This window comes from Glutamicibacter sp. PAEs-4, from assembly GCF_051161755.1.
GTDB classification, from domain to species: Bacteria; Actinomycetota; Actinomycetes; order Actinomycetales; family Micrococcaceae; genus Glutamicibacter; species Glutamicibacter nicotianae.
The window spans coordinates 941118-964640 of the sequence record NZ_CP195017.1 but is presented as its reverse complement, the minus strand read 5'-3'; the positions used below and the strand labels follow the sequence as shown (position 1 = coordinate 964640).

The window sequence follows — 23523 nt, the reverse complement described above, 5'->3', positions numbered from 1 at the left end:
GACTCTTCAAGAGCTTGTCATTGCGCACCGACAATTTAGCTTCCCGCAATTCTTTGCCTGCGATTCTGCCGAGAATTTTCGTCCGCTTGGCGGGCCGTTCGCACAACCCGGGCGATTAATTACAGAATGCAGTCATGGCCACTTCAATTGAACGTTCTCCGGGCCGCAGCACGCTGCGCTATGTGCGCCTGATGCTGCTCGTGGTGCCCCTGCTCCTCGTCGTCGCCATTGTCATCTATGGCATTGCCAACCAGCGCATCGAAGACTCGCTGAGTTCCTACTACCTGGGACCGGCACGAGACCTCTTCGTCGCAATGCTGGTGACTACCGGGGTGCTGCTGGTGGTCTATACCGGAGAAGAGCTGGAAGATTTTGCCCTGAATTTAGCAGGCTTCTACGCCATGTTCGTTGCAGTGGTCCCCACCAGGCTGGGAGAAACGCTGGCAAACCTGCCAATCGGCGAGCAGCGGCGGCTGATCTTCTCCGTGCAGGTATCGGTCATTGCGGTACTCGTCGTCAGCGTGGTTTTCATCTGGCTGGGATTCCGGACCAGCAACGCTCCGCACCGCGCGCTGTTCCAGAGCAACTTGACCAAAATCCTGGGATTGCTCAGCACCCTGCTCCTGATCGCCTTTGTCCTTCTGCTGTTGTGGCGGACCATCGAAGGCGAGCAATTCGCCGGAGTGCATGCCAGCGCCGCGTTCCTGCTGATATTCTCCATGGGCATCGCCATTGCAAGCCATCTGGATCATAGGCCGCTGTGCTCCATGGATACCAGCGGCGGCAAGAAGACCCACTATGCAATCCTCTTGGTGCTGATGCTGCTGGGGCTGATTGCCTGGCCGATTCTGCTGGCGCTGGGCATCGAAGAAGCGCTGTTCATTGTCGAATGGTTCGAGATCGGGTTGTTCTCGTACTTCTGGTACCTGGAATCCCGGCGCTTGTGGAACCTGGCGGACTGACTGCTACTGGGAAAAATTGCACCGGCATGCCCGGCCCGAGGCCCCGATGCACGGCTCGTGGATTCCGGCTTTTCAGCCGAAAATAAAAAGTTCCGGCTCGCAGATGCGAGCCGGAACTTTTCTGTAAGCTCCTCCAACTGGACTTGAACCAGTAACCCTTCGATTAACAGTCGAATGCTCTGCCAATTGAGCTATGGAGGATTGCAACGAGATATAACTTTACCCAAGAATCCCGTGATTGCAAAATCGGGATCCTAGGTCCCGCGCAAGATCCTCCGGCGCATTTCCAGTTCCATTAATTCGCGGTTGATCTGCGCATATTCTTCACCCTCAGGTTCCATTTCCGCACGCTGCAGCCGGCCGATGAGCTCGGCCTTGCGGTGTGTGATTTGAAGCTCAATCAATCCATTGATGATGTCGGCGCAGTAGCGGTTCAGGCTGTGCTCATCCGATGCCGGAATGCTGGTCACGGCAAGTTCCGAGACGAAGCTGCGCAATTGCTCCGGGACTTCGTTGCGGATCACTTCAACCCAGGAGGTCGCCGAAGCTCCTGCACTGGACGCGGCAACGATCCCGTCGTGGACAGCAGAGTGGGCCGGGGCCAGGAATCGGGCCTCGTAGAACGCCTGCCATTGCTCGTCCTTCAGCCGTTGCGGCTGCTGGATGACAACTTCCAGTGCCTGCCGTTCAAGGCGCATCACCGGGTCTCGGTGATCCGGGCGTTCGAAGGCCGGCGCGGCCGGGATGGCCGGTTCGGCTTCGCCTGGTTGCGGGCGCGGTGCCTGCAGTTCAGCGTTTTTCGGCAACCGGGCGCGCTTGATGGAGGCGCCGACCGAGCGGTTGACGTCTTCGTTGTTCATTCCCAGCCAACCGGCCAGCTCGCGGGCATACGCCGGACGAATGGCGGAGTCGCGAATCTGCGCAACAATCGGCGCGGTCTGGCGCAAGGCCTGGACGCGTCCTTCAACGGTGTTCAGATTGAATTTCTTCAGTTCGGCACGGATGGCGAATTCGAACAGCGGACGCTTGAGCTCAATGAGCTCGCGTACTGCTTCATCGCCGCGGTGCAAGCGCAGATCGCAGGGGTCGGCACCGGTTGGCTCAACGCACACATAGGTCTGGGCGATGAACCGCTGGTCTTCCTCGAACGCACGCAGCGCGGCCTTCTGCCCCGCGGCGTCGCCGTCAAAGGTGAAGACCACTTCGCCTCCGGTGCCGTCATCCTGCAGCAGGCGGCGGGCAATCTTGATGTGGTCGGTGCCGAACGCGGTACCGCAGGTGGCCACCGCGGTGGTGATGCCAGCCAGATGGCAGGCCATCACGTCGGTGTAGCCTTCCACCACGACAATCTGCCGGCTCTTGGAGATCTGCTTCTTGGCCAGGTCGATGCCGTAAAGCACCTGGGACTTCTTGTAGAGCTGGGTCTCCGGGGTGTTCAGGTACTTTGGCCCCTGGTCGTCCTCGTAGAGCTTGCGCGCACCGAAGCCGATGGTTGCCCCCGACAGGTCGCGGATCGGCCACATGACCCGTCCGCGGAACCGGTCGTAGATGCCGCGGTTGCCTTCGGAGAACATGCCGGTGAGCTTCAGCTCGTCATCGACGAAGCCCTTGGAACGCAGGTGCTTGAGCAGCGAATCCCAGCCCTTGGGCGCATAGCCTACCGAGAATTGGGCTGCGACTTCCGCGTCGAAGCCGCGGCCAGCGAGGAACTCGCGGCCCGCGGCGCCTTCATCGGTGGCCAGCTGCGCGCGGAAGAATTCCTCGGCGACCTTGTGCGCGTCGACTAGGCGCTGGCGCTTGCCGTAGTCCTCGCGGCGCGGCCCCGGTCCCCCGTCCTCGTAGTGCAGCTCGTAGTTGATCCGGGCTGCGAGCAGTTCCACCGTTTCGGTGAACGAGGAATGGTCCATTTTCTGGATGAAGGCGATGACATCGCCGGACTCGCCGCAGCCGAAGCAATGGAAGGTGCCCAGCTGCGGGCGGATATGGAAGGACGGGCTGCGTTCGTCGTGGAAAGGGCACAGCCCCTTGTACGAGCCGATGCCCGCGGATTTGAGCGTGACGTAGGATTCGACAACCTCGCGGAGGTCGGTGCGGTTGCGCACCTCGTCGATATCTTCACGCTTGATCAGCCCTGCCATGATTCCCTTCTAGAACAACTTTGCGTCAGGGGCTTCGCCCTTGACCAGATACGAGTGCCACTCGGTGGCCGACAGGTCGGTGAGCGAGGCGACCTGGTCAATCACCACGCGCAGCTGCGCGGCCTCATCAGCGGCGTCCTCCCAGTCGGCTGCGAAGATCGGCTCCAGGTTATCCCGGCCGGTCTCGAAGAGCAGCTGAACCAGTTCGGCCAGCAGCGTGCGCTGGTCCTCATAGAGCGGCTGGCGCACCTCGGAGGTCATCACGTAGCTGGCGGCGATGCCCTTCATCACGGCAATCTCATGCTCGGTTTCCTCGGGCACGATCAGGCTCGCGTTGTAGCGGGTGAGATTGCCGTCCCCGTAGCGGGCACGGGTGGCATCCATGGCGGCGGCGGCGAAACGGCCAATGAACTGGCTGGTCATGTCCTTCAGCGCGGCCATGGAACGCCGCGAGCCGTCAAAGTGGGCAACCCACTCCTCGCTGGCTTCCAGGCGGCGCAGCGCAGCATCGATATCGGCCTCGTCGGTCATCGGCAGGTACCAGTCCTTGGTCACCTGCAGCGCACGGTCGCGCTGCATATCCTGCTTGAGCCAACGCAGCTGCAGCTTGCCGCCGACAATTGCGTCTTCCACATCATGCACGGAGTAGGAAATGTCGTCAGCCAGGTCCATGACCTGGCCTTCCATGCAGACTGCTCCCGCGGTGGCCTCCGGAACATTGCGCAGCCACGCGAAAATCGTCGCGTCATCTTCATAGACGCCGAACTTCTTGGTCTTCTTGCCGTTGACTTCGGGGGCATCAGCCTTCAACCACGGGTACTTGCATGCCGCGTCCAGCGAAGCGCGCGAGAGATTCAGCCCGGCCGAATGCCCATTGTGCCTGAAGGTCTTCGTTTCCAGGCGGGTCAGCAAGCGCAGCGTCTGCGCGTTACCCTCAAACCCGCCGATGTCCTTGGCGACCTTGTCCAGGGCTTTTTCCCCATTGTGGCCGAAGGGCGGATGGCCCAGATCGTGTGCCAAGCAGGCGGTATCAACGACATCCGGATCGCAGCCCAGGGCTGCACCGAGCTCGCGGCCCACTTGGGCCACTTCCAATGAGTGCGTCAGCCGATTGCGTACGAAGTCATTCTGGTTCGGTGCCACAACCTGGGTCTTGGCACTCAAACGGCGCAATGCAGAGGAATGCAGGACGCGGGCACGGTCCCGCTCAAACGCGGTGCGGTACGACTTCTTTGCTGGTTCAGGCACCCACCGTTGCTGGTCGGCTTCGGTATATCCGGGGATCTGAGTCATGGTTCCCAGTCTAGTGAGTGATTGCCTGCATTTCGGAGTTATCCACTAGTGGCGTAGCCGTGGCCAGCGAATGGGACCTAGCCGCCGGAAATATCCAGTTCGGCGGCCTTGATCATTTCGCGGTGGGCGTCGCTCATCACGCGGTTATCCAGCCAGCCGTCGGGCACGTGGGTTTTCTTCGGGTGGCCGGCGCGGCCACGGGTGCCCTCAGCGCCCTCGCCCGGGTACGGCAGGTCCAGATCCAGCTGGTCCAGCAGTTCGCGCAGGCGGGCCAGGGATGGCACCTGGGCCAGCTGCGAGCGGATCTCGCCGCCGACCGGGTAGCCCTTGAAATACCAGGCGATGTGCTTGCGGATATCGCGCATGCCCTTGCCCTCATCCTCGAAGAACTCGGTGAGCAACTCGCCGTGGCGGTACACGGTGTCAGCCACCTTGCGCACCCCGGGACGGAAACGGTCCTCGCGGCCCTCGAAGGCAGCCTGCAGGTCGCCGAAGATCCATGGACGGCCCTGGCAGCCGCGGCCCACCATGATGCCGGCGGCACCGGTCTGCTCCACCATCTCGATGGCGTCCTCGGCGCTGAAGATGTCGCCGTTGCCCAGCACCGGCATATCATCCATGGCCTCGCGCAGGGTGGCGATGGCCGACCAGTCGGAGTGGCCGGCATAGTACTGGCCAGCGGTGCGCGCATGCAGGGTCACTGCGGCGGCGCCGTGGTCGCGGGCGATCTTGGCGGACTCCAGGTAGGTCACGTGGTCCTTGTCGATGCCGATGCGCATCTTCACGGTCAGCGGGATATCGCCCTTGGCGGCCTCGGACGTGGCTGCTTCAATGATCGAGGTGTAGAGGTCGGTCTTCCAGGGCAGCGCCGAGCCTCCGCCCTTGCGGGTGACCTTGGGGACCGGGCAGCCGAAGTTCAAATCGACGTGGTCCGCCAGGTTCTCGTCAACCACCATGCGCACGGCGGCACGCACGGTTGCCGGATCCACGCCGTAGATCTGGATGGAGCGGATCTCTTCATCGGGGTCGTGCGAAATGATGCGCAAGGATTCGGGGTTGCGTTCCACCAGCGCGCGGGCGGTGACCATTTCGGTCACGTACAGCCCGCCGCCGTATTCGCGGCACAGGCGCCGGAAGGCGCGGTTGGTCACGCCGGCCATCGGAGCAAGGACCACCGGGGTATCAATGGTCAGCTTGCCCAGCTGCAGCGGTGGCAGCTTGAGGGTCGGAGTGTTGGTGGGCGCATCAGTCAGGGTCGTCACCCATCCATTGTCTCGCATGAACGCAAATCGGGAACTGAGATCTTGATCAAACTGTGTTCGGCAGACGCTGGCTTATTGCCTCGTTATCAACCAAAATGGTGCAATGACAAGTAAATTTTCGGCGGCGCGGGTGGTTCTGCTCGCCTTGGCCGCCGTCATTGTGGCTTTGGTTATAGCCGCGCTGCTCGTGGTTTCGCTGCGCCCGGCACCACAGGCCCACGCGGAGAATACCCCCGAAGGGGTCGTGCAGCGGTATCTGATGGCCTTCGAAGCCGAGGATTTGCCTGCCATGCAAGGCTATGTCATGGAGGGCGAATCCAGGACGCTGTGCAATCCGGAGCCCTATGCCACGCAGCCGCTGGACGTGCAGCTGCTCAGCAGCACCGTGGGCACTGCGAGCGCTACCGTCCACACGAGGTTCGATTCCGGGGATGCCAGATTCCTGCCCTGGCCGGATCTCTCCTCCTACGAGGATGCCTTCGAGCTGCGCAAGGTCAACGGGACCTGGCTGATCGACCGCATGCCATGGCAGGTCGGACTGTGCACCGCCGAGGAGATGGGCTACTGATGGCCACCACTACTGCTCCAGCGCCGCTATCGCGAAGCGGCAGCGTGCTGCGTCCGGTGATCCTCCACGGACTGCTGTTCATCTTGCTGATGGTCGTGGCCACCGGCCTGGCCGCCTTGCTCACCGCGGTGTTCCATGGGTTCGATGCGCAGCAGGTCAGCACCGAACATCTGGCGATGGCCTGGGCGTTCAGCTTGGTCGGTATCCCGTTGGCCTGGTTGCTGTGGCGCTCCATCCGCAAGCGGCTGGCCCACCCGACGGCCTTCGATTCGGCGATCTGGTCCTTGCAGGCCTCGGCCGCGTATCTTGCGACACTGGCTGCCAGCAGCTGCGCCGCGTTGGCGGTGCTCTCCGGACTGGTCGCCCCTTCCATTCAGGGGGCGTGGCAGCCGACCCTGGGCACGGCTTTGGGATGGGGAGCGGTGTGCGCTTGGCAGCACCACCAGATCGTGGCTGCGCGGACCGCGCCACGGCAATTCGCGCATCTGGCCGCGGCGGTGGGGAACTACTTCAGCATGGTGCTCGTCGCGCTCTCGCTGGTGGCCACGCTCAAGGCCGCACTGGAAATCCTGGTCCGTCCGGACAACACATTGGCAGGTCCTACCGGCATGCGGCATCTGCTGGTTGCGGTGATCTGGCTGGCTGGCGCCACGGGACTGTGGTTCTGGCATTGGAAATTGCGCCGCGTGCAGAAAATGTCCGATCCCTTCAACGACATCCTGTTGATCGCTCTGGGACTGGCCGCACCGGCACTGGCGCTCCTGCTCTCGGGCGCCAAGCTGTTTTCCTGGGCGTGGCCGCAAGCGTGGACCGCCCAGGAACGCGCCGGGCTGTTCCTCGCCGGCGGTCCAGAGCTGCTGGCCATCGTGGTGGCGGCCGCGGTGATCTGGATCTACCACCAATTGCAATTGCGTTCCGGGTTGCGCTCGACTTCCATAGTGAACGCGGCGCGCCTGGTGCTTGGCGGGATCGGCCTCGCGGTGCTGGCCACCGGCTTGGGGATGGTGGTCAATGCGCTCTTCGCGGCGATCGCTGCCAGCGTCACGGTGGAATACTCGGCGGGCTTGCTGGGCCACGGCCTGGGACTGCTCATCCTCGGGGCGGCCGTGTGGGTTGCCTATTTCAAGCCGTTCAAGCCTTCGCCGGCGGATTCCCGCAGCGTCTACCTGGTCTTGTTCTTCGGAGCCAGTTCCGTGGTCGCCCTGATTTCCCTGCTGGTCCTCGGATACCGGATTTTCGAATACTACCTGGGATCCGAGACTCGCCTCGATTCCCTCCTGGACACCGTGCGTGCCCCGCTGGGCTGGCTGGTCGCAACGGCTGCCGTGGCTGGCTACCACTTCGTGCTGTGGCGTGCGGACAAGCAGTCCAAGGCCGAGGCTTCCGGCGTATCCGCGGTGGCCCACAGCTCGGTGACGCGCCGTGCCGTGATCATCGTTGGCCCAGCTGCTTCCGAGCCGATGGCCGCGCAGCTCGTAGCGCGGCCCGAGCTGTCGGTGACGTGGGTTGCTTCGGCCGGTCCGGCCTTGGACGACCGGGCCGAGGTGTCGGTGCTGGCGAGAATCGAAGAATATCTGGACTGCGAGTCCGGGCCGTTGCTGGCCATCGCCAACGACGATGGCACCGTGCAGTTCACCGATCTGGCCTAGGCCAAAAGGCCCAGCAGCACTCCCCCGAGCCCCGAGATGGCAACCACGATCCATGGTGCCGTCTTCCAGGCGGTCAGCAGGACGAAGCAGAGCAGCGCCAGCACGAACGCGGGAGCGGAAGTAATCGCCGAGGTGAAGACCGGGTCGTAGAGGGCGGCGGCCAGCACGCCGACCACTGCCGCGTTGGCGCCGCGCAGGATGGCACGTGCCGCCGGCCAGTGGCTCACCCGGTTCCAGAATGGCAGCACGCCCAGCAACAGCAGGAATCCCGGAAGGAAGATGGCCAGCAAGGCAATGGCCGAGCCGAGCACACCGCCGGGGCCTGATTCAACGAGGACGCCGAGGTAGGCGGCAAAGGTGAACAGCGGTCCGGGGACTGCCTGGGCGGCGCCGTAGCCGGTGAGGAAATCCTGCGAGCTGATCAGCCCGGGATCCACGACTGCGCTTTGGAGCAGCGGCAGCACCACATGGCCGCCGCCGAAGACCAATGCGCCGGAGCGGTAGAACGCATCGATGAACGCCAGCAGATCCCAGCCCGTAGCCCAGGCAGCCAGCGGCAACCCGACAAGCATGAGGACGAACAGCGCCAGGCAACTGATCCCCAAGGTCCGCGAGACCGGGAACCGCAGGGCCGACGCTGGACCCGAATCCGCATCACGGCACCAGAAGTACCCTGCCGCGGCGCCGAATGCAATGGCCAGCAGCTGCCCGAAGGATCCCGCCAAGAGCAGTGCAGAGGCCGCGGCCGCCACGGCGATGGCTGCACGGGTCCGGTCCGGTGCCAGGTTCCTGGCCATGCCGGACACTGCCTGAGCGATGATGGCGACCGCAACGATTTTCAGGCCGGTCAGCAGCCCGGTTCCGGCAGGGCCGGTAAACAGCGACGCACCGAAGGCGAAGACTGCGAGCAGAACCGCTGAGGGAAGGGTGAAGGCGAGGAATGCCGCCAAGGCCCCTGGCAGGCCGGCGCGGTGCAGGCCGAGGCCGAAACCTACCTGGCTGGAGGCCGGGCCGGGCAGGAATTGGCCCAGCGCGACCAGCTGGGCGTATTGCTGGTCATCAAGCCAGCGGCGCCGGTCCACCAGTTCGGTACGGAAGTATCCCAAGTGGGCGATGGGACCGCCGAAAGAAGTCAGGCCGAGCTTGAGGAAGACCTTGAAGACTTCGCTGGCCGAGCCCTTGTCCAGCTGCTGTGATTCCATGGATTCCAGCATAGGCGGAGAAAGGAAACGGACGGTGAACACCCACCGCCCGGCACGCTATTCGCGCACTTCCAGCGGCCTGCGTCCGCTGGATTCCTGTGCGCTGCGCGCCCCGGAGATCGAGGCCAGGCCAACGGCGAGCAGCGTCAGCACGGTGCCCATGACGGTGGCCGCGGTGACGGAGGAACCCGGGGCTGGGAAAAGCACATCCATGAGCAGCGAGCCGGCCAGCTGTCCGCCCACCGCCGCGAGGCTGGTGACCAGCACTCCCAGCCGCTTGAGCACCAGCGCGGTGATGCCCACGAACAGGCAGCCGAGCAGCCCGCCGATGTAGTACCACCACTGGCCGGGCAGCGGATGCAGCTTCGCGCCGGCCGGCAGCCGCACCAGCATCACCGCCGCCAGGACCAGGAACCCGACGGAGAAGTTCACCAGGGTTGCCGCCGTGGCGCCGCCATAGGCTGCCGCTTGCACGCCGTTGGCGGCGGCTTGGAAGCCCATGAGCATGCCGACGGCTGCCGAGAGCGCCATCGGCACCAGCAGCGATGCGAGCTGCGCATCCGCGCCGCGCGGGCTGACCGCCCAGATCACTCCGGCAATGGTCAGCACCACGCCGAGGATGCGCAGGGCATTGATCTTGCGCGGTTCGGCCCCGCCAAAGCCCACCCGGTCCATGAGCATGGAACCGATTGCCTGCCCGGTCACCAGGCAGACGGTGAACAGCGCCACGCCGATGAGCGGCACCGCGGCGGCCTGGCTGAAGACCACCAGTGCGCCCACCGCGCCGGCCACCAGGTACCACCGCGGGAAACTGCCCCGGGCCAGTGCTCGCGGCACCTGCCGCACCGTGTTGCGCACCCGGGGGACGGCGATCGCCAGCAGGATCAATGCCGCCAAGCCGACGCCGAAGCTGATGGTTGATGCCGCCATGGCATCTCCCAGCTTCGCGCCCAGCGCCCCGTTGATGCGCGACTGCACGCACAGCAGCAGGCCCGAAGCGATGGCAAGCAGGATGAACAGGAGCTTTCCGCCGGTGCGGACCGGCGTGGCGGGGATGGTGCTGGTGGTCAACGGGGTTCTTTCAGGGATCTGGAGGATGGCTCGGCAACGCAAGAACGGGACCCGCCTGGCGGGTCCCGTTCTGTCTGGCATTACTTCGCCGCGTCGCTGGCGAGGATATGCGTCGTGGAAATGACGGTGGCCTGCTCAACCGCTGCCAACGCGTCGATCAGCGAGGAGAGGACAAACATCGACGAGTCGACTTCCAGCTTCACTGGGTACTGGTGGATCAGCATGGCGACCATGTCGCGCACCGCTTCGGCCACCTCGTCATCGCTGAAGGCCGGATTATGGCCCACCAGCACGTCGGTCGGGGCGTTCTCGCGGGCCGGCACGTAGCTCACCGCGAAGGCCAGCGGTACGCCGCCCTCGCGCTTGGGCTTGTCGCGCAGCACCAGTGCGCCCTGCGCGCCGGTGTGCTCATCGAGCAGCATGCGCTGCGCCGAGCCTACGGTCATCTTGGCCGGATCCCAATCGGTGTGCACCGCATTGTAGAAGTCCATCACCAGCTTGGTCAGCTCGACGCTGCCGGTGGACAAGTCCTCGATCACCCGGTCGTTGGTGTCGAACACCGGCTCGGCCAGCGCTCCCGGTTCCAGCACGACATCGCGCGAGACCTGGATTTCGCCCAGGCCCAGCGACTGGCAGAAGCCGGCCGCCGCGGTGGCCGGATCTCCGGCCGTCACGGTGTAGCGGGCCTTGAGCTCCTGCGCCTGGCCTGCCGGGATCTGCTGGCGCAGCTGATGCACCAGCGCGGTGCCCACGCCGGAACGGCGCTGCTCGGCAGCCACCTCGACATAGAGCCAGAGGCGCTGCGGATGCAGCGAGGAGGCGAATACCACGCCGGCGCCGATGGCCACACCGTCAACCGTGGCCACCAGCGTGCGGGAGAACGGCGCATCGCTGTTCTCGCGCAGCATGGTGCGGTCCTGGTGGGCCTGCGGCGAACGCGGGTCCCCGAAGATCTGCAGCAGCTCCAGGTCGTCGCCGGAACGCCAGGGACGGAATTCCAGTTCGTTCATCGGGCTCTAGGCTCCGTTCAGGCGCTCGGAAAGGTAGGCGGTGACCTGGTCCAGGGACACGCGTTCCTGGGACATGGTGTCGCGTTCGCGGATCGTCACTGCCTGGTCTTCGAGGGTGTCGAAGTCCACGGTGATGCAGAACGGGGTGCCGATCTCGTCCTGGCGGCGGTAGCGGCGGCCGATGGCTCCGGCATCGTCGAAGTCGATGTTCCAGCGCTTGCGCAGCTCGTTGGCCAGGTCCTTTGCCTTCGGCGAGAGGTTCTCGTTGCGGCTCAGCGGCAGCACGGCGGCCTTGACCGGGGCCAGGCGCGGATCGAGCTTGAGCACGGTGCGCTTGTCCACCCCGCCCTTGGTGTTCGGTGCCTCGTCCTCGGTGTACGCATCGACCAGGAACGCCATCATCGAACGGGTCAGGCCGAAGGACGGCTCGATCACGTACGGGGTGTAGCGTTCCCCGGTGGCCTGGTTGAAGTAGGACAGCTCGGAGCCCGAAGCCTTGGCGTGGCTGGACAGGTCGTAGTCGGTGCGGTTGGCGACGCCCATCAGCTCGCCCCACTCCGAGCCGGCGAAACCGAAACGGTATTCGAAGTCGATGGTGCCTGCCGAGTAGTGGGCGCATTCGTCTTCGGGCACGTCGAACTGGCGCAGGTTCTCTTCCTTGATGCCCAGGTCGATGAACCATGCCCAGCAATCCTTGACCCACTGGTCGAAGAACTTCGGTGCGTCTTCCGGTGCGGTGAAGAACTCGATTTCCATCTGCTCGAACTCGCGGGTGCGGAAGATGAAGTTGCCCGGGGTGATTTCGTTGCGGAAGGCCTTGCCGATCTGGCCAATGCCGAATGGCGGCTTCTTGCGGCTGGCGGTGAGCACGTTGGCGAAGTTCACGAAGATGCCCTGCGCGGTTTCCGGACGCATGTAGGCCAGGCCAGCTTCGGAATCAACTGGGCCCAGGAAGGTCTTCATCAACCCGGAGAACATCTGCGGCTCGGTGAACTGGCCCTTGGTGCCGCAGTCGGGGCAGGCGATCTCGCTCATGCCGTCCTTGGGCGCACGGCCCTTCTTGGCTTCGAAGGCCTCGATCAGGTGGTCCTGGCGGTGGCGCTTGTGGCACTGGATGCATTCGACCAGCGGGTCGGTGAAGGTGGCTACGTGGCCCGATGCTTCCCAGACGGCCTTGGGCAGGATGATCGAGGAGTCCAGGCCCACCATGTCCTCGCGGCCGCGAACGAAGTTCTGCCACCACTCGCGCTTGATGTTTTCCTTCAGTTCGGTGCCCAGGGGCCCGTAATCCCATGCGGAACGGGAACCACCGTAGATCTCACCGGCCTGGAAAACGAATCCTCGACGCTTTGCGAGGGAAATAACCTGGTCTAGCTTGGACTGTGGCGCCATATCAACTCCAATGGGACTTACGAGGCCGCTGGTTGCGGTCCGTAGAAAAATACATACATTTCAAGGGTATCGTTTCAACGCCCTGCGCACGAAGCCGAATCAGGTAACGCTGGCGTGAACTTCCACGCCTTTGGGCCATATCCACGGTGCAGGCCGGTTATATAGGGAAGAATGGTAGCCATGAGTGCCAATGAAGCTTTTGACCTAGAAATCCGTGACGAATCCATCCGCTTGGGCCAGCTGCTCAAGCTCGCCTCGCTGGCAGAGGACGGCATCCACGCCAAGGAAATGATTTCCGAGGGAATTGTCACCGTCAACGGCGAGGTGGACACCCGCCGCGGGGCGCAGATCCGCCCCGGCGACGTGGTGTGCGTGAACGGCGAATGCGTGCGCGTCACCGCGCAGCCGTAGCTAGCCCTTCTTCAGGACGACCTTGGTGAGGAAGCCGGCAACGTCCTGGATTTCTTCGATGCACACCGAGTGGCCGATCTGCGGGTAGGTTTCGCTGGTCAACACGGTATGCCCCGGGACCCAGCCCAAGGTGTATTCGATCTTGTCCCGGGTGATTACCGGGTCAGCCAGGTCGCGGCCCCAGAACATCGGCAGCGGCTTGTCCGCCAGCTTCGCGTCATCGAAGATGTCCAAGGTCTTGGGATCCACGGCAAACCCGGAGAGACCCACGACTGCTTCAATGGCATCGCGTTGGTAGCGGGCCAGCGAGGTGGCCATGGCCATGCCCTGGGAGAAACCGAGCAGGGTGATCGACGAGTGCTGCTGGGACAGCGGTTCCAGCAGTGCCCACAGCGCTTCGACGCTTTGTGCCACCGACTCGATGGAGTAGTCGATTTCCTGGGTCAGCGGGAACCAGCTGTATCCCGGGCCTGCCGGCAGCGGTGCGCGCACGGAGAGGTAGGTGAATTCTTCGGGCAGGTGCTGCGAGAGCCCCATGAGGTCTTGCTCGTTGGAGCCGTAGCCGTGCAGGAACACCAGCAGCGGAGTTCCTAGACGGGATTCGTCGTTGCGGGAGATGATGGCTACCGGAGCCTGGTCTTGGTATGTCATAGTTCCCCAAGACTATCGAACAGCGCCGCGCCGATTCGGCGGTTCCGCAAAGCGCTGCCATCGTTTCCCCGGGTATCGCGATCTGCAGCGCCAGGATGCAGGTGAAAGTCCTGCGTGTGGCCGACGGGCGGGCCGGTGGAGCGGTTGCCAACGGCATGGAAAACCAGTTTCTCCACCTCCATAAATCCGCATGGCATGTAACAAGATAATAAAACTCCAAAATTATCTTAGGCATTCAAGCGCTTTTCGTGTTCAACTGGATTCACTGCTTCACGGCCACCTGACTTGGGGATCCCACCGGTAGAAGCTCCAACCGGCAAAGGACAATGGCACCATGGGCGAAATCGAATACAGCGAGGAAATTTCAGGACTGGCACCCGAGGATCTTGCTGAACTCGGCTACGTCGATTTGGATCCCGGCACCTCGTCGTCGCTCTTCGATACCGTCGACACGATGTTTTCATTCGGCCTTCCCTTGTTCTCCGTGCTTTTCATCGCCTTTGCCGGATTCATCATCTTCGTCATTGTGCGCAACTTCCGCAAAGCCAAGAGCGCCGGCTTCGATCCGTTGACCATGGAAACCGACCTGATGGCCAGAGCAGCGAATTCAGCTTTGCTGGCGCCGAAGAAATCCATTGAAGACAAGCTGTCCGAACTCGACTCGCTGCACTCGCGTGGAGTCATTACCCGCGACGAGTACCTGCAAGCACGCAGGGATGCCCTGGGCGGGTAGAGTGGTGCCCACCGATTCATCCTCTGGAATGATTGACTAGAAGTTACCCTTTGGTAACAATGGATTCGTGCCCAACAATATTGCTTCTGAACCGTCAAATACCGCCGACTCCCCGCTCCACCCATGGCGCCGCTATGTAGCCATCGGGGACTCGTTCACCGAAGGCATCGGCGACCCCGATCCATCGAGCGCAGGACGGCACCTAGGCTGGGCCGACCGCTTGGCCCAAGAGCTCAGCCGCACCGTCCCGGACTTCTCCTATGCCAACCTGGCCATCCGCGGCCGGCTCATCGGCCAGATCGTTGCCGAACAGCTCGATCCCTGCATCGATCTGAAGCCGGATCTGATCTCGCTGTGCGCGGGCGGCAACGACGTGCTGCGCCCGGGCGGCGATCCAGACAAGATTGCCGACATCCTCGACGACGCGGTAGCCAAGCTCACCGCCACCGGTGCCACGCTCCTGCTCTTCACCGGGCCCGATATCCGCGATACCCCGGTCCTTGGAAGCATCCGCGGCAAGGTGGCGATCTACAACGAGAACGTGCGCACCGTCGCTGCCCGGCATGATGCCATCGTTGCCGACATGTGGGCATTGCAGGAATTGCACCAGTCCCAGATGTGGGCGCCTGACCGCCTGCACTTCTCCCCCATCGGCCACCAGCGCATTGCCGCCATGGCACTGGACTCGCTGAACGTCCCGCATCAGCTGGATACCGACATCGTTCCGGTCGTGGATGAGCGCAGCTGGCGCGAAGCACGCAAGGAGGATCTGCAGTGGGCCCGCGAGCATCTGGCGCCCTGGGTGCTGCGCCGCCTGCGTCACCAGTCCTCCGGTGACGGCATCACCCCGAAACGGCCTTCCGCTACGCCGTTCGCAGATGCCAAGCCCAACGACTCGCTCGGTGCCGGCGACAGCGCCAAGTAGCAAGAAAGACTGAAGCGGTTCCGCCGATTACTGGCGGAACCGCTTCAGTCTTTAAAGGCTTGCCAAATTTCGCCCAGATTCTAGTCTCCGAAGACCAAGGTCCGAAGCACCCCATCCAGCTGCGTCGCATCGGTCAAGAATCCATCATGGCCAATCGGCGAATCGATGTAGTGCACCGGCTTCGGCTTGGCCAGCGACGAGGCCAGCTTCACCGACTGCTCGGGGAAGTACAAGCGGTCGGTGGTAACCGCGGCAACCACCACGTTGACCTTCTCCAGGCGCGCCAGGGCTGCCTCCAGGGATTCATGGCCACGAGCAACATCGTGGCTCATCAGCGCCTCGGTCAGCACCAGATAGCTGTTCGCGTCGAATCGATTCACCAGCTTGCTGGCCTGATGGTCGAGGTAGCTTTCCACCTGGTATCGCCCGCGCGGCCCGTCCAGCTGGCCCGTCGGCTTCTCGCCATCCTGCGGATTGCGCGAGAAACGGGTTTCCAGCTCGGCCTCGGAACGGTAGGTGATGTGGGCCAGGCGGCGAGCCAGGCCGAGACCGGCGTCAGGACGGGCATCGTTGCCGTAGTAATCGCCATTGCAGAAGTGCGGATCCAAGCGGATGGATTGGGTTTGCACCTGCGCAAAGGCAATTTGCTCGGCAGTCGCCTGGGCGCTAGAGGCCATCACGACCAGGTTCTTGACCTGCCCGGGGAACTCGACAGCGTATTCCAGCGCGCGGGCACCGCCCATCGAACCGCCGATGACCGCATGCCAGGATTCGATTCCCAGCTGCTTGGCCAGCCGCGCCTCGAGGCGCACCGAGTCCTTGATGGTGACGAAAGGGAATCTGGAGCCGTAAGGCAGGCCCTGCTCGTCCAAGGACGAGGGGCCGGTGGATCCATTGCAACCACCCACCATGTTGATGGACACGACGAAGTACTCATTGGTGTCAACCGTGGCGCCTGGGCCAACGAAGCCTTCCCACCAGCCGGCGCTGTGCGAATCGCCTTGCGCGACGTGGGCGTCACCGGTGAGTGCATGCATCACTAGCACAGCGTTGGAGCCATCAGCTGCTAGCTTCCCCCACGTCTCGTAGGCCAGCACCACGTCGGGAAGGTATCCACCGAATTCAAAGTGGTACTCCCCCACGGAACTACGGCGCAAAATGCCGTCTTGTCCGCCAGCGAGCTCTTCGGCGCGCAGAGTATCTTCAGTAGTCACAATGGATGGCATGCCTAGAGGGTTTCCTGCAATTCCTTGTTTTCAAGGGCCGCAACAGCTTCGAAGCCCAGCTCAAGATCGGCCAGGATGTCCTTGATATTTTCCAGCCCGACGCTCAGCCGCACCAGTCCCGGGCTCACACCGGCGGCAATCTGCTCCGCTTCGGAGAGCTGGGCGTGGGTGGTGGAGGCCGGATGGATGACCAGCGAGCGCACGTCGCCGATGTTCGCGACGTTGGAGTGCAAGACCAGTGCGTCCACGAATGCCTGTCCGGCTTCCGCGCCGCCCTCCAGCTCGAAGGCGATGATCGAGCCAGCGCCGTGATCGCTGTACTTCTGCGCGCGCTCATGCCACGGAGAGGACTGCAGGCCGGCGTAGGCGACCTTCTGCACTTCCTCGCGGTCTTCGAGCCAGTTGGCAACTTCCACTGCGTTCTGGCCGTGGCGCTCAATGCGCAGCGACAGGGTTTCCAGGCCTTGGGCGATCAAGAACGCATTGAACGGCGCCACTGATGAACCCAGATCGCGCAGCAGCTGCACGCGTGCCTTGAGGATGTAGGCCAGATTCGCGCCGAGGATGCCGTTGATGCCCAGGTCGCGGGCGAAGACCAGGCCGTTGTAAGACTCGTCCGGGGTGTTGAATCCCGGGAAGCGTTCGGCGTCCTTGGCGAAGTCGAAGTTGCCCGAGTCCACGATGACCCCGGCGATGGCATTGCCGTGGCCGCCAAGGAACTTGGTGGCCGAATGGATCACGATATCGGCGCCCCACTCGATGGGGCGGATCAGGTATGGCGTGGCCAGGGTGTTGTCCACCAGCAGCGGCACGCCGGCTTCGTGGGCGATCTCCGAGATGCCCTCGATATCCAGCACGTCCTGCCGAGGATTGGAGATGCTTTCGCCGAAGAAGGCCTTGGTGTTCGGGCACACCGCGGCACGCCATTCGTCCAGGTTGTCCGGGTCGGAGACGAAGCTGACTTCGATGCCCAAGCGCTTGAGCGTGTGCTTGAGCAGGTTCTGGGTTCCGCCGTACAGGCTCGGGCTGGCTACCAGATGGTCGCCGGCTTCGGCCAGGTTCAGGATGGCGAAGGTGGTGGCGGCCTGTCCCGAGGACAGCAGCAGCGCGCCAACGCCGCCTTCCAGATCAGCGATGCGGGTTTCCACGGCGTCGGTGGTCGGGTTGCCGATACGGGTGTAGATCGGTTCCAGTTCCTGCAACGCGAAACGGGCAGCGGCACCCTCGGCGCTCGGGAAGACAAAGGAAGTGGTTTGGAAAATCGGGAGAGCTCGCGCTCCGGTCGTCGGATCCGGGGTCTGGCCGGAATGGATCTGACGGGTTTCAAATGACCAGTTGTTGCTCATGGTTTCCTCCAAATAGCGTTCCATGACTATGGGGGTACGCCGCTGAAAAGACACCGACAGGAAGCACCGTATCGAAACGACTTCCAGGGGGTAACCCGCGCTTGTCCTTGATGCCTTGTGCATTCAAGGGCCAGGTCTTCACCCGGGGCACCCCACCGCGGTTGGAGGGTTGCCGCCCAGTAAGCCGGGGCTTGTTACTGGAACTCATGACCTGCTATCAGTTTGCCCGAAAACCGAAGATCTTTGCAACGCAGTGGACCAGGATTGGACTCAATCGGTCATATTTCGCGAATTCCGCAGATTTTCCGCAGAGTATTCGATAACATCAGCGCACTTAGGGGAGCCTAAGTAGAGACTCGCATCACATGTTGCCATGATGGGCACATGATGAGGCTAGATCACGTAAGTTATGCATGCGGCCCGGACGGGCTGCTGCCAACCGCTGAAAGAATCTCCGAGTCCCTGGGACTGGAATTCGTCAAGGGCGGCGTGCATCCACGATTCGGAACACGCAATGTCATCTTCCCGCTCAAGCATGGCCAGTACCTGGAAGTGGTTGAAGTCCTGAACCACCCGGCCAGCGACAAGGCTCCCTTCGGTCAGGCCGTGCGCGCCCGCTCGGAGCTCGGCGGCGGATGGATGGGATGGTGCGTCTCCGTGGAGGATCTATCCAGTGCCGAAGACCGCTTGGGCCGCAAGTCCGTGCCGGGGAACCGCAAGTTCCCGGATGGCCGCGAACTTACCTGGCAGCAAATCGGCATCAAGGGCCTGATCGCTGATCCGCAGGTCCCGTACCTGATTTCCTGGGATGAAGGCTCCGAGCCGTTGCATCCGTCCAAGGCGCTGGAGCCTGTCGGCGAGATCAGCCAGATCTCCATCGCCGGCTCACGCGATCGGGTGCTGGATTGGCTGGGCCAGCCGCAGAACGTCAATTTGGGCGCCGTCACCATGCAATATGAAGCGCCGAATGGCACTCCGGGCATCATGTCGGTAACCTTTGAAACCGAGTCCGGCACCGTGGTGCTGTAGGAAACTCGGAAACGAACGCAGGTAGGCGGGGACAATGGCGTCCCCACCTACCTTTTTCGTTAATGGCGTTTCAGTCGCTGGCGCAGGCCTTCGGGCACTACTGGCCGATTCCGATGGCAGGCCCAATCAGCGCGTAGCCGACGAAGCCGATAGCATCGAGCAGGAAGTGGGCGATGACCAGCGGCATCACCCGGCCGTACTTCTGGTACACCCAGCCGAAGACGATGCCCATGAGCATATTGCCGATCATCGGCCCCACGCCCTGGTAGAGGTGGTAGCTGCCGCGGAGCACTGCAGAACCGATAATGGTGCTCCACAGTCCCAGCTTCAGCTTCTTGGCATAGGTGAACAGGAAGCCGAGCATCAGCACTTCTTCGAGCACTGCATGGCGTACAGCCGACAGCAGCAGCACGGGGACGCTCCACCAATAATCACCGAGATTGGCTGCTGACAGTGCTGTGGTGACGCCCAGTGCCCGTCCGGCAGCATAGACGCCCAGCGTCCCCACGCCCATGGCCAGGAACAGCCCCGCCCCGAGCATCGTGTCCTTGCCCGGACGTCGCATGTCGAAGCCGATGTCACGGAAGGTTCGGCCGGTCGTGCGCTTCATCAGATAGAGTGCCAGCACCACGGGCACCAGCGCGAAGACAATGTCCAGAAGCTGGTAGGTGAAATCAAAGAACTCGCGTGTGCTCAGCGGGTTGTTCAGCGATGTCGTCTGATCACGCAACGGTGCCCTGGTGACTTTATCCGCAAAGCTCAGCAGCGAGTAGACCGCGCTCTGCCCCAAGGACAGGGCGAGAACCAAAATGATCTCGAACCTGAGGGTTCTGCGGGTTGCCGTCGGCTCAATTTGTTCAGCGTTCACGTTCTCGATCATAGGCCGATCTGGCTGTGCGCGTACTGAGTAGCCACGTGGCAAACCTGCGATAGCCTGAAGGTGAGACCACCAGCGAGCTGAACGAGAAGGGTACGAATGAGTCGTCCTGCCACGAGTGGAGAACTGCAAATCGCCCGCCAGCTCTGCCCCGATCTTTCGTGGGAAGATGCGGCCGTGAATGAAGGCGGACAATTCCACAAGGTGGTCATTGGCAATCCGCAGGCGGTGATTCGCATGGCGCGCACGCCAGCGGCGACCGAACAGATGCCGCGAACCGTCGAGCTGCTGTCTTTGCTGGAAAGCCAGCTCAACTATCAGATCCCGGTGGCGGTCTCCGAGATCCTGCATGTCGACGGGCTCAGCTCAGTTGCCATGTCCTTCATCCCCGGAAGCGCGCATGAGCCTCATTACGGGGATCCAAAGGTGCTGGGCCAGCTGGTGAAGGAATTGGCCGAGGTGCCGCTGGAACAGATCAGCGCTCATCTGGCCAAACCGTTTTCATTCCGTGGCGAATGGACCCAAGCCCGGCAGCAGCAATGCTTCGATGCGCTGCCCGAGGAACTTCGAGCTCCTGCAACCGCACTTTGGGATCAGCTCGATATTCTGGCGCAGGTTCCAGCGGGACTGGTGCATGGTGATTTGGCTGGCCACAACATGCACTGGATTGACGAGAAGCTGATTGGCATCTTGGATTGGGACCTCGCAGCAGCGTGGGACCCTGCCTTGAACACCGCGTACCTGAGCCTGTGGCATGGTTTGGAAATGGTGGATTTGATTGCTCCCAACTCTGAGGAAGCGCACCGGGCCAAAATCTGGTTGGGTCTCATGAGCCTTGAACGGTTATCGGATACGCTCTCGCGCTCGGACAACCCGAAGATGGGCAAGCTCATGCGCAAGATTGGTCCGCGCATCCTCACTGCAGCGCAATCAATCAATGGATAGGAAGCAATTTGGCCTGACCCGCCGATGAGCAAGCCATCTGGAGCGTAAAGAAAGCCCGCCTGAATGTTGTCAGGCGGGCTCTCATGCACCGTATCGGGTGCAATGCTTGCTTAGCTCAGGGCTGCGATAGCTGCATCGTAGTCAGGCTCGGTGGTGATCTCCGGGACGATCTGGTTGTAAACAACCTTCCCGTCCTCATCCAGCACAACAACCGAACGGGCCAGCAGGCCAGCCAGTGGTCCGTCGACCTGGGTGACTCCGTAGTCCGAACCGAAGTCGGAACGGAAGACCGAACCAGCTGTAACATTCTCGATGCCTTCGGCACCGCAGAAGCGGCCCAGTGCGAATGGCAGGTCAGCAGAAACACACACGACGGTGGTGTTCTCCAGGCCGGCAGCCAGTTCGTTGAAGCGACGCACGCTGGCAGCGCAAACGCCGGTATCAACCGACGGGAAAATGTTCAGGACAACGCGACGGCCAGCCAGCGATTCGCTGGTGACATCTGCAAGGCCGGTGTCGGTGAGAGTGAAAGCTGGAGCCTGCGAGCCAACGGCTGGCAGATCACCAATAGTCTGTACAGGGGTTCCCTTGAAAGCAGTATTAGCCATAGGTCTTGTCTATCATGAATGCCTAATTCGGAGCTATATTTTCAGCCTACTAGCGCAAACAAGTCGTTCAGACCCTGTATCCATGCAAAACTGTGGATATGGGCCCCAACTACGATTCATACGCGGCGAAAATGCGTGCTCAAACAATGGACGGGATTGATCTGGACGTAGTTGCCCGTTTCGCGGACATGCTCTGTCCTCGTAATTCACGAATTCTCGATATCGGTTGCGGGATTGGCAATACCGTCAATGCGTTGCGTCGCTGCGGACATGATGCCTATGGCGTAGATCCAACGCCCCAAGTTCTGGATGTAGCAAAAGACCTATTCGATGGAAGCTGGTTCAGACAGTTATCAGCCGACCAGCTGAGCTTGGGTACACTCAACGAGCATTCGCTGCCGGAACAGTACGACGCCATATTGATGACCGGAAATGTGCCTGCCTTCATTTCACGTGGCGAACTGCGAAGCGTATTCGATTTTGCCGATCGGGTGATCCGTTCAAATGGCGTACTCATCGTTGGGACCACCAGCAACGCCATTGGCGGCCCCACGGACCAGACCGATCTTCTCAACGGAACCTCGCTGCAGCTCGTACACCGATTTGCGGACTGGCATTTAGGCTCCTACGGTTCAGACTCTCTGTGGTCCGTGAGTGTGTATGCGCGGACTGCGCAACGGTCCGGGTTCGGGATGCCTGACGGAATATTCGTCTTGCCTTCCTAATGTCGTAATTCCCTTCGAAACTCTAGCCGCTACCGGATTGGGCACAAGCTCTGCAACTCCGGAAATCGTTTCCTGAAATCGAACGGTACTTCGTAGCCAACTACATTAAAAATCGAGATGATCGCTCTATCCCACCGGATGGCCGGATCATGTCTCCTTTGGAAGAACAGCTTCCGAGGAATCACGTAAGTCGATCAACTAGTTCGCCCGCCCGATACACGCTATGCGTCAGGTTCATTCCGGGGCGGTACGCCAGGTGCGCCGCAACCGGAGCGTCAAGCACATGCAGATCTGCGCGCTTGCCGACCTCGATGGATCCCACCTGGTCGGCAACCCCGAGTGCAAGCGCCCCTCCGTAGGTTGCCGCCTCGATGGCTTCAGCCAGGGACAGGTTCATCTGGAGCACCGCCGTAGCAACGCAGAAGTTCATGTTGCTCGTGTAGCTGGTCCCCGGATTGCAGTTGCTCGCCAGCGCGATTCGCACGCCTGCATCAAGCAGTTCGCGGCCCGGTGCAAGCGGCTGCCGGGTGGACAGGTCGCAGGCGGGCAAGCAGGTAGCTACCGTGCCCGGCTTGCCCGAACGCGCCGAGGCATCCCAACCGGCCCAGCTGTCGGCGAGCGCCTTGAAGTCCCCTTCATCCAGGTAATTCACGTGGTCTACCGAATGGCTGCCGAATTCTACGGCCAGCTTCACTCCCGGGCCGGGGCCCAACTGGTTTCCATGGACCTTGGTCGCCAGCCCTTTGCGCTGTGCGGCTTCCAGAACCCGGCGCGATTGATCCTCGGTGAATGCACCGCGTTCGCAGAAGACGTCGACGAAGTCGACGTTGCCTGCCACCGCATCAAGCATCGGTCCGGTGACCAAATCCGTATAGGCCTCGGCATCCCAACCAGCCGGAACCAGGTGGGCGCCAAGGAAGGTCAGTGAATCCACCAGCGGCTTGCCGAGCACGGAATGCCGGGTCTCTTCTTCCAGTGTCAACCCGTAGCCGGTCTTGGTCTCCATCCAGGTGGTGCCCATGGCCAGGGCTTCACGGCGGCGTTCGGCCACAACGCCGGCCAGCTCCGTGTCGGAGAGCTGCCCGGTGGCCGAGGTGGTGACCGCGATGCCTCCGGCGGCGTAGGTCTGGCCTGCCATGCGGGCCACGAATTCTTCGGCGCGGTCGCCGCCGAAAATCAGATGGCTGTGGGAATCAACCCAGCCGGGCAGCACCGCACGGCCGCCCAAATCGATCTCGTGCGCCGTTGCTGGCGCCAGCGCCATGTGGCCGACCCATGCAACAATCCCATCTTCGATTAGCACCGCGGCGTCTTCCAGCACGCTGCCTTTCGCGTCAACCGTCGTCAGCTGTCCGATGTTGGTAAGCAACAAGGTTGCCATGAGCGCTCCGCCTTCGTGGTAATTCCAATCCTTCAGGCACGAGCCTACCTATGGCTTGCCGCCTGCGGGGGAGAACAAAAGGGTGCCCGTCTGAAATTTCAGACGGGCACCCTTGTGCC

At 62.4% G+C, this 23523-nt stretch carries 22 protein-coding genes, 1 tRNA gene and 1 riboswitch; of the genes, 9 read left to right on the top strand and 14 right to left on the bottom strand.

Annotated features, from left to right (window positions below):
• Nucleotides 1-134 precede the first annotated feature (134 nt).
• Nucleotides 135-962, top strand: coding sequence for a hypothetical protein (locus tag ACR9WD_RS04505; protein WP_434922824.1), 828 nt, complete (start codon nucleotides 135-137; stop codon nucleotides 960-962).
• 128 nt (nucleotides 963-1090) lie between these two features.
• On the opposite strand, the gene ACR9WD_RS04500 is transcribed toward ACR9WD_RS04505, so the two are convergent.
• From ACR9WD_RS04500 to dusB, 4 genes are all read right to left on the bottom strand, one after another.
• Nucleotides 1091-1163, bottom strand: a tRNA-Asn gene (locus tag ACR9WD_RS04500).
• 53 nt (nucleotides 1164-1216) lie between these two features.
• Nucleotides 1217-3100, bottom strand: coding sequence for a DNA primase (dnaG, locus tag ACR9WD_RS04495; RefSeq protein ID WP_190264756.1), 1884 nt, complete (start codon nucleotides 3098-3100; stop codon nucleotides 1217-1219).
• Nucleotides 3101-3109: 9 nt separating this feature from the next.
• Nucleotides 3110-4393 (bottom strand): deoxyguanosinetriphosphate triphosphohydrolase, encoded by a 1284-nt coding sequence (locus ACR9WD_RS04490; protein WP_149596538.1) that lies wholly within the window; start codon nucleotides 4391-4393, stop codon nucleotides 3110-3112.
• A 77-nt stretch (nucleotides 4394-4470) separates the two neighbouring features.
• Nucleotides 4471-5673, bottom strand: coding sequence for a tRNA dihydrouridine synthase DusB (gene dusB, locus ACR9WD_RS04485; RefSeq protein WP_066139460.1), 1203 nt, complete (start codon nucleotides 5671-5673; stop codon nucleotides 4471-4473).
• A gap of 85 nt (nucleotides 5674-5758) precedes the next feature.
• Between dusB and ACR9WD_RS04480 the strand changes: the two genes are divergently transcribed.
• Both ACR9WD_RS04480 and ACR9WD_RS04475 read left to right on the top strand, forming a co-directional pair.
• Nucleotides 5759-6223 (top strand): hypothetical protein, encoded by a 465-nt coding sequence (locus ACR9WD_RS04480; RefSeq protein ID WP_141358677.1) that lies wholly within the window; start codon nucleotides 5759-5761, stop codon nucleotides 6221-6223.
• A complete protein-coding gene (locus tag ACR9WD_RS04475; RefSeq protein ID WP_434922823.1) occupies nucleotides 6223-7872 on the top strand; it encodes a DUF5671 domain-containing protein in 1650 nt (549 codons plus the stop codon). The genes ACR9WD_RS04480 and ACR9WD_RS04475 overlap by 1 nt, the downstream gene beginning before the upstream one ends.
• Here the strand turns inward: ACR9WD_RS04475 and chrA are convergent.
• From chrA to ACR9WD_RS04455, 4 genes are all read right to left on the bottom strand, one after another.
• Nucleotides 7869-9074, bottom strand: a complete 1206-nt coding sequence (chrA, locus tag ACR9WD_RS04470; protein WP_434922822.1) for a chromate efflux transporter — start codon at nucleotides 9072-9074, stop codon at nucleotides 7869-7871. The genes ACR9WD_RS04475 and chrA overlap by 4 nt on opposite strands.
• 57 nt (nucleotides 9075-9131) lie before the next feature.
• Nucleotides 9132-10145 (bottom strand): DMT family transporter, encoded by a 1014-nt coding sequence (locus ACR9WD_RS04465; protein WP_434922821.1) that lies wholly within the window; start codon nucleotides 10143-10145, stop codon nucleotides 9132-9134.
• A gap of 80 nt (nucleotides 10146-10225) precedes the next feature.
• On the bottom strand, nucleotides 10226-11155 hold the full coding sequence (locus ACR9WD_RS04460) for a GNAT family N-acetyltransferase (RefSeq protein ID WP_038989766.1): 930 nt from the start codon (nucleotides 11153-11155) through the stop codon (nucleotides 10226-10228).
• A 6-nt stretch (nucleotides 11156-11161) separates the two neighbouring features.
• A complete protein-coding gene (locus ACR9WD_RS04455) occupies nucleotides 11162-12547 on the bottom strand; it encodes a glycine--tRNA ligase (RefSeq protein WP_434922820.1) in 1386 nt (461 codons plus the stop codon).
• A 180-nt stretch (nucleotides 12548-12727) separates the two neighbouring features.
• On the opposite strand from ACR9WD_RS04455, the gene ACR9WD_RS04450 reads away from it, so the two are divergent.
• Entirely contained in the window at nucleotides 12728-12958 is a 231-nt protein-coding gene (locus ACR9WD_RS04450; protein WP_073706704.1) for an RNA-binding S4 domain-containing protein, read from the top strand.
• Here ACR9WD_RS04450 and ACR9WD_RS04445 read toward each other — a convergent pair whose 3' ends face one another.
• Nucleotides 12959-13609, bottom strand: a complete 651-nt coding sequence (locus ACR9WD_RS04445) for an alpha/beta hydrolase (protein ID WP_190264752.1) — start codon at nucleotides 13607-13609, stop codon at nucleotides 12959-12961. It lies immediately after the preceding gene.
• A 334-nt stretch (nucleotides 13610-13943) separates the two neighbouring features.
• On the opposite strand from ACR9WD_RS04445, the gene ACR9WD_RS04440 reads away from it, so the two are divergent.
• Together ACR9WD_RS04440 and ACR9WD_RS04435 are read left to right on the top strand one after the other, a co-directional pair.
• The gene (locus ACR9WD_RS04440; RefSeq protein WP_038989774.1) at nucleotides 13944-14342 is read left to right on the top strand and encodes an SHOCT domain-containing protein; all 399 of its coding nucleotides are present in this window, start codon (nucleotides 13944-13946) and stop codon (nucleotides 14340-14342) included.
• Between the two features lie 67 nt (nucleotides 14343-14409).
• Nucleotides 14410-15267 (top strand): SGNH/GDSL hydrolase family protein, encoded by an 858-nt coding sequence (locus tag ACR9WD_RS04435; protein WP_038989775.1) that lies wholly within the window; start codon nucleotides 14410-14412, stop codon nucleotides 15265-15267.
• Nucleotides 15268-15347: 80 nt separating this feature from the next.
• Here the strand turns inward: ACR9WD_RS04435 and metX are convergent, their stop codons facing one another.
• Both metX and ACR9WD_RS04425 read right to left on the bottom strand, forming a co-directional pair.
• Nucleotides 15348-16493: a homoserine O-acetyltransferase MetX gene (gene metX, locus ACR9WD_RS04430; protein WP_423299743.1), complete on the bottom strand. Its 1146-nt coding sequence runs from the start codon at nucleotides 16491-16493 to the stop codon at nucleotides 15348-15350.
• Nucleotides 16494-16495: 2 nt separating this feature from the next.
• On the bottom strand, nucleotides 16496-17839 hold the full coding sequence (locus ACR9WD_RS04425) for a bifunctional o-acetylhomoserine/o-acetylserine sulfhydrylase (protein WP_434922819.1): 1344 nt from the start codon (nucleotides 17837-17839) through the stop codon (nucleotides 16496-16498).
• A 92-nt stretch (nucleotides 17840-17931) separates the two neighbouring features.
• Nucleotides 17932-18051: riboswitch (SAM riboswitch) on the bottom strand.
• A 172-nt stretch (nucleotides 18052-18223) separates the two neighbouring features.
• Here ACR9WD_RS04425 and ACR9WD_RS04420 point away from each other — a divergent pair.
• A complete protein-coding gene (locus ACR9WD_RS04420) occupies nucleotides 18224-18868 on the top strand; it encodes a VOC family protein (RefSeq protein WP_038989778.1) in 645 nt (214 codons plus the stop codon).
• A gap of 97 nt (nucleotides 18869-18965) precedes the next feature.
• Here the strand turns inward: ACR9WD_RS04420 and ACR9WD_RS04415 are convergent, their stop codons facing one another.
• Nucleotides 18966-19748 carry a CPBP family intramembrane glutamic endopeptidase gene (locus ACR9WD_RS04415; RefSeq protein ID WP_434922818.1) on the bottom strand — a complete coding sequence of 261 codons (783 nt, stop codon included), beginning with the start codon at nucleotides 19746-19748 and terminating at the stop codon, nucleotides 18966-18968.
• A 96-nt stretch (nucleotides 19749-19844) separates the two neighbouring features.
• On the opposite strand from ACR9WD_RS04415, the gene ACR9WD_RS04410 reads away from it, so the two are divergent.
• Nucleotides 19845-20690, top strand: coding sequence for a phosphotransferase family protein (locus tag ACR9WD_RS04410; RefSeq protein WP_141358663.1), 846 nt, complete (start codon nucleotides 19845-19847; stop codon nucleotides 20688-20690).
• Between the two features lie 110 nt (nucleotides 20691-20800).
• On the opposite strand, the gene tpx is transcribed toward ACR9WD_RS04410, so the two are convergent.
• Entirely contained in the window at nucleotides 20801-21298 is a 498-nt protein-coding gene (tpx, locus tag ACR9WD_RS04405; protein ID WP_066139500.1) for a thiol peroxidase, read from the bottom strand.
• A gap of 98 nt (nucleotides 21299-21396) precedes the next feature.
• Here tpx and ACR9WD_RS04400 point away from each other — a divergent pair, with 98 nt between their 5' ends.
• Nucleotides 21397-22023 (top strand): class I SAM-dependent methyltransferase, encoded by a 627-nt coding sequence (locus ACR9WD_RS04400; protein ID WP_190264749.1) that lies wholly within the window; start codon nucleotides 21397-21399, stop codon nucleotides 22021-22023.
• Between the two features lie 181 nt (nucleotides 22024-22204).
• Here the strand turns inward: ACR9WD_RS04400 and hutI are convergent, their stop codons facing one another.
• Nucleotides 22205-23404, bottom strand: a complete 1200-nt coding sequence (hutI, locus tag ACR9WD_RS04395; RefSeq protein ID WP_190264748.1) for an imidazolonepropionase — start codon at nucleotides 23402-23404, stop codon at nucleotides 22205-22207.
• Nucleotides 23405-23523 lie beyond the last annotated feature (119 nt).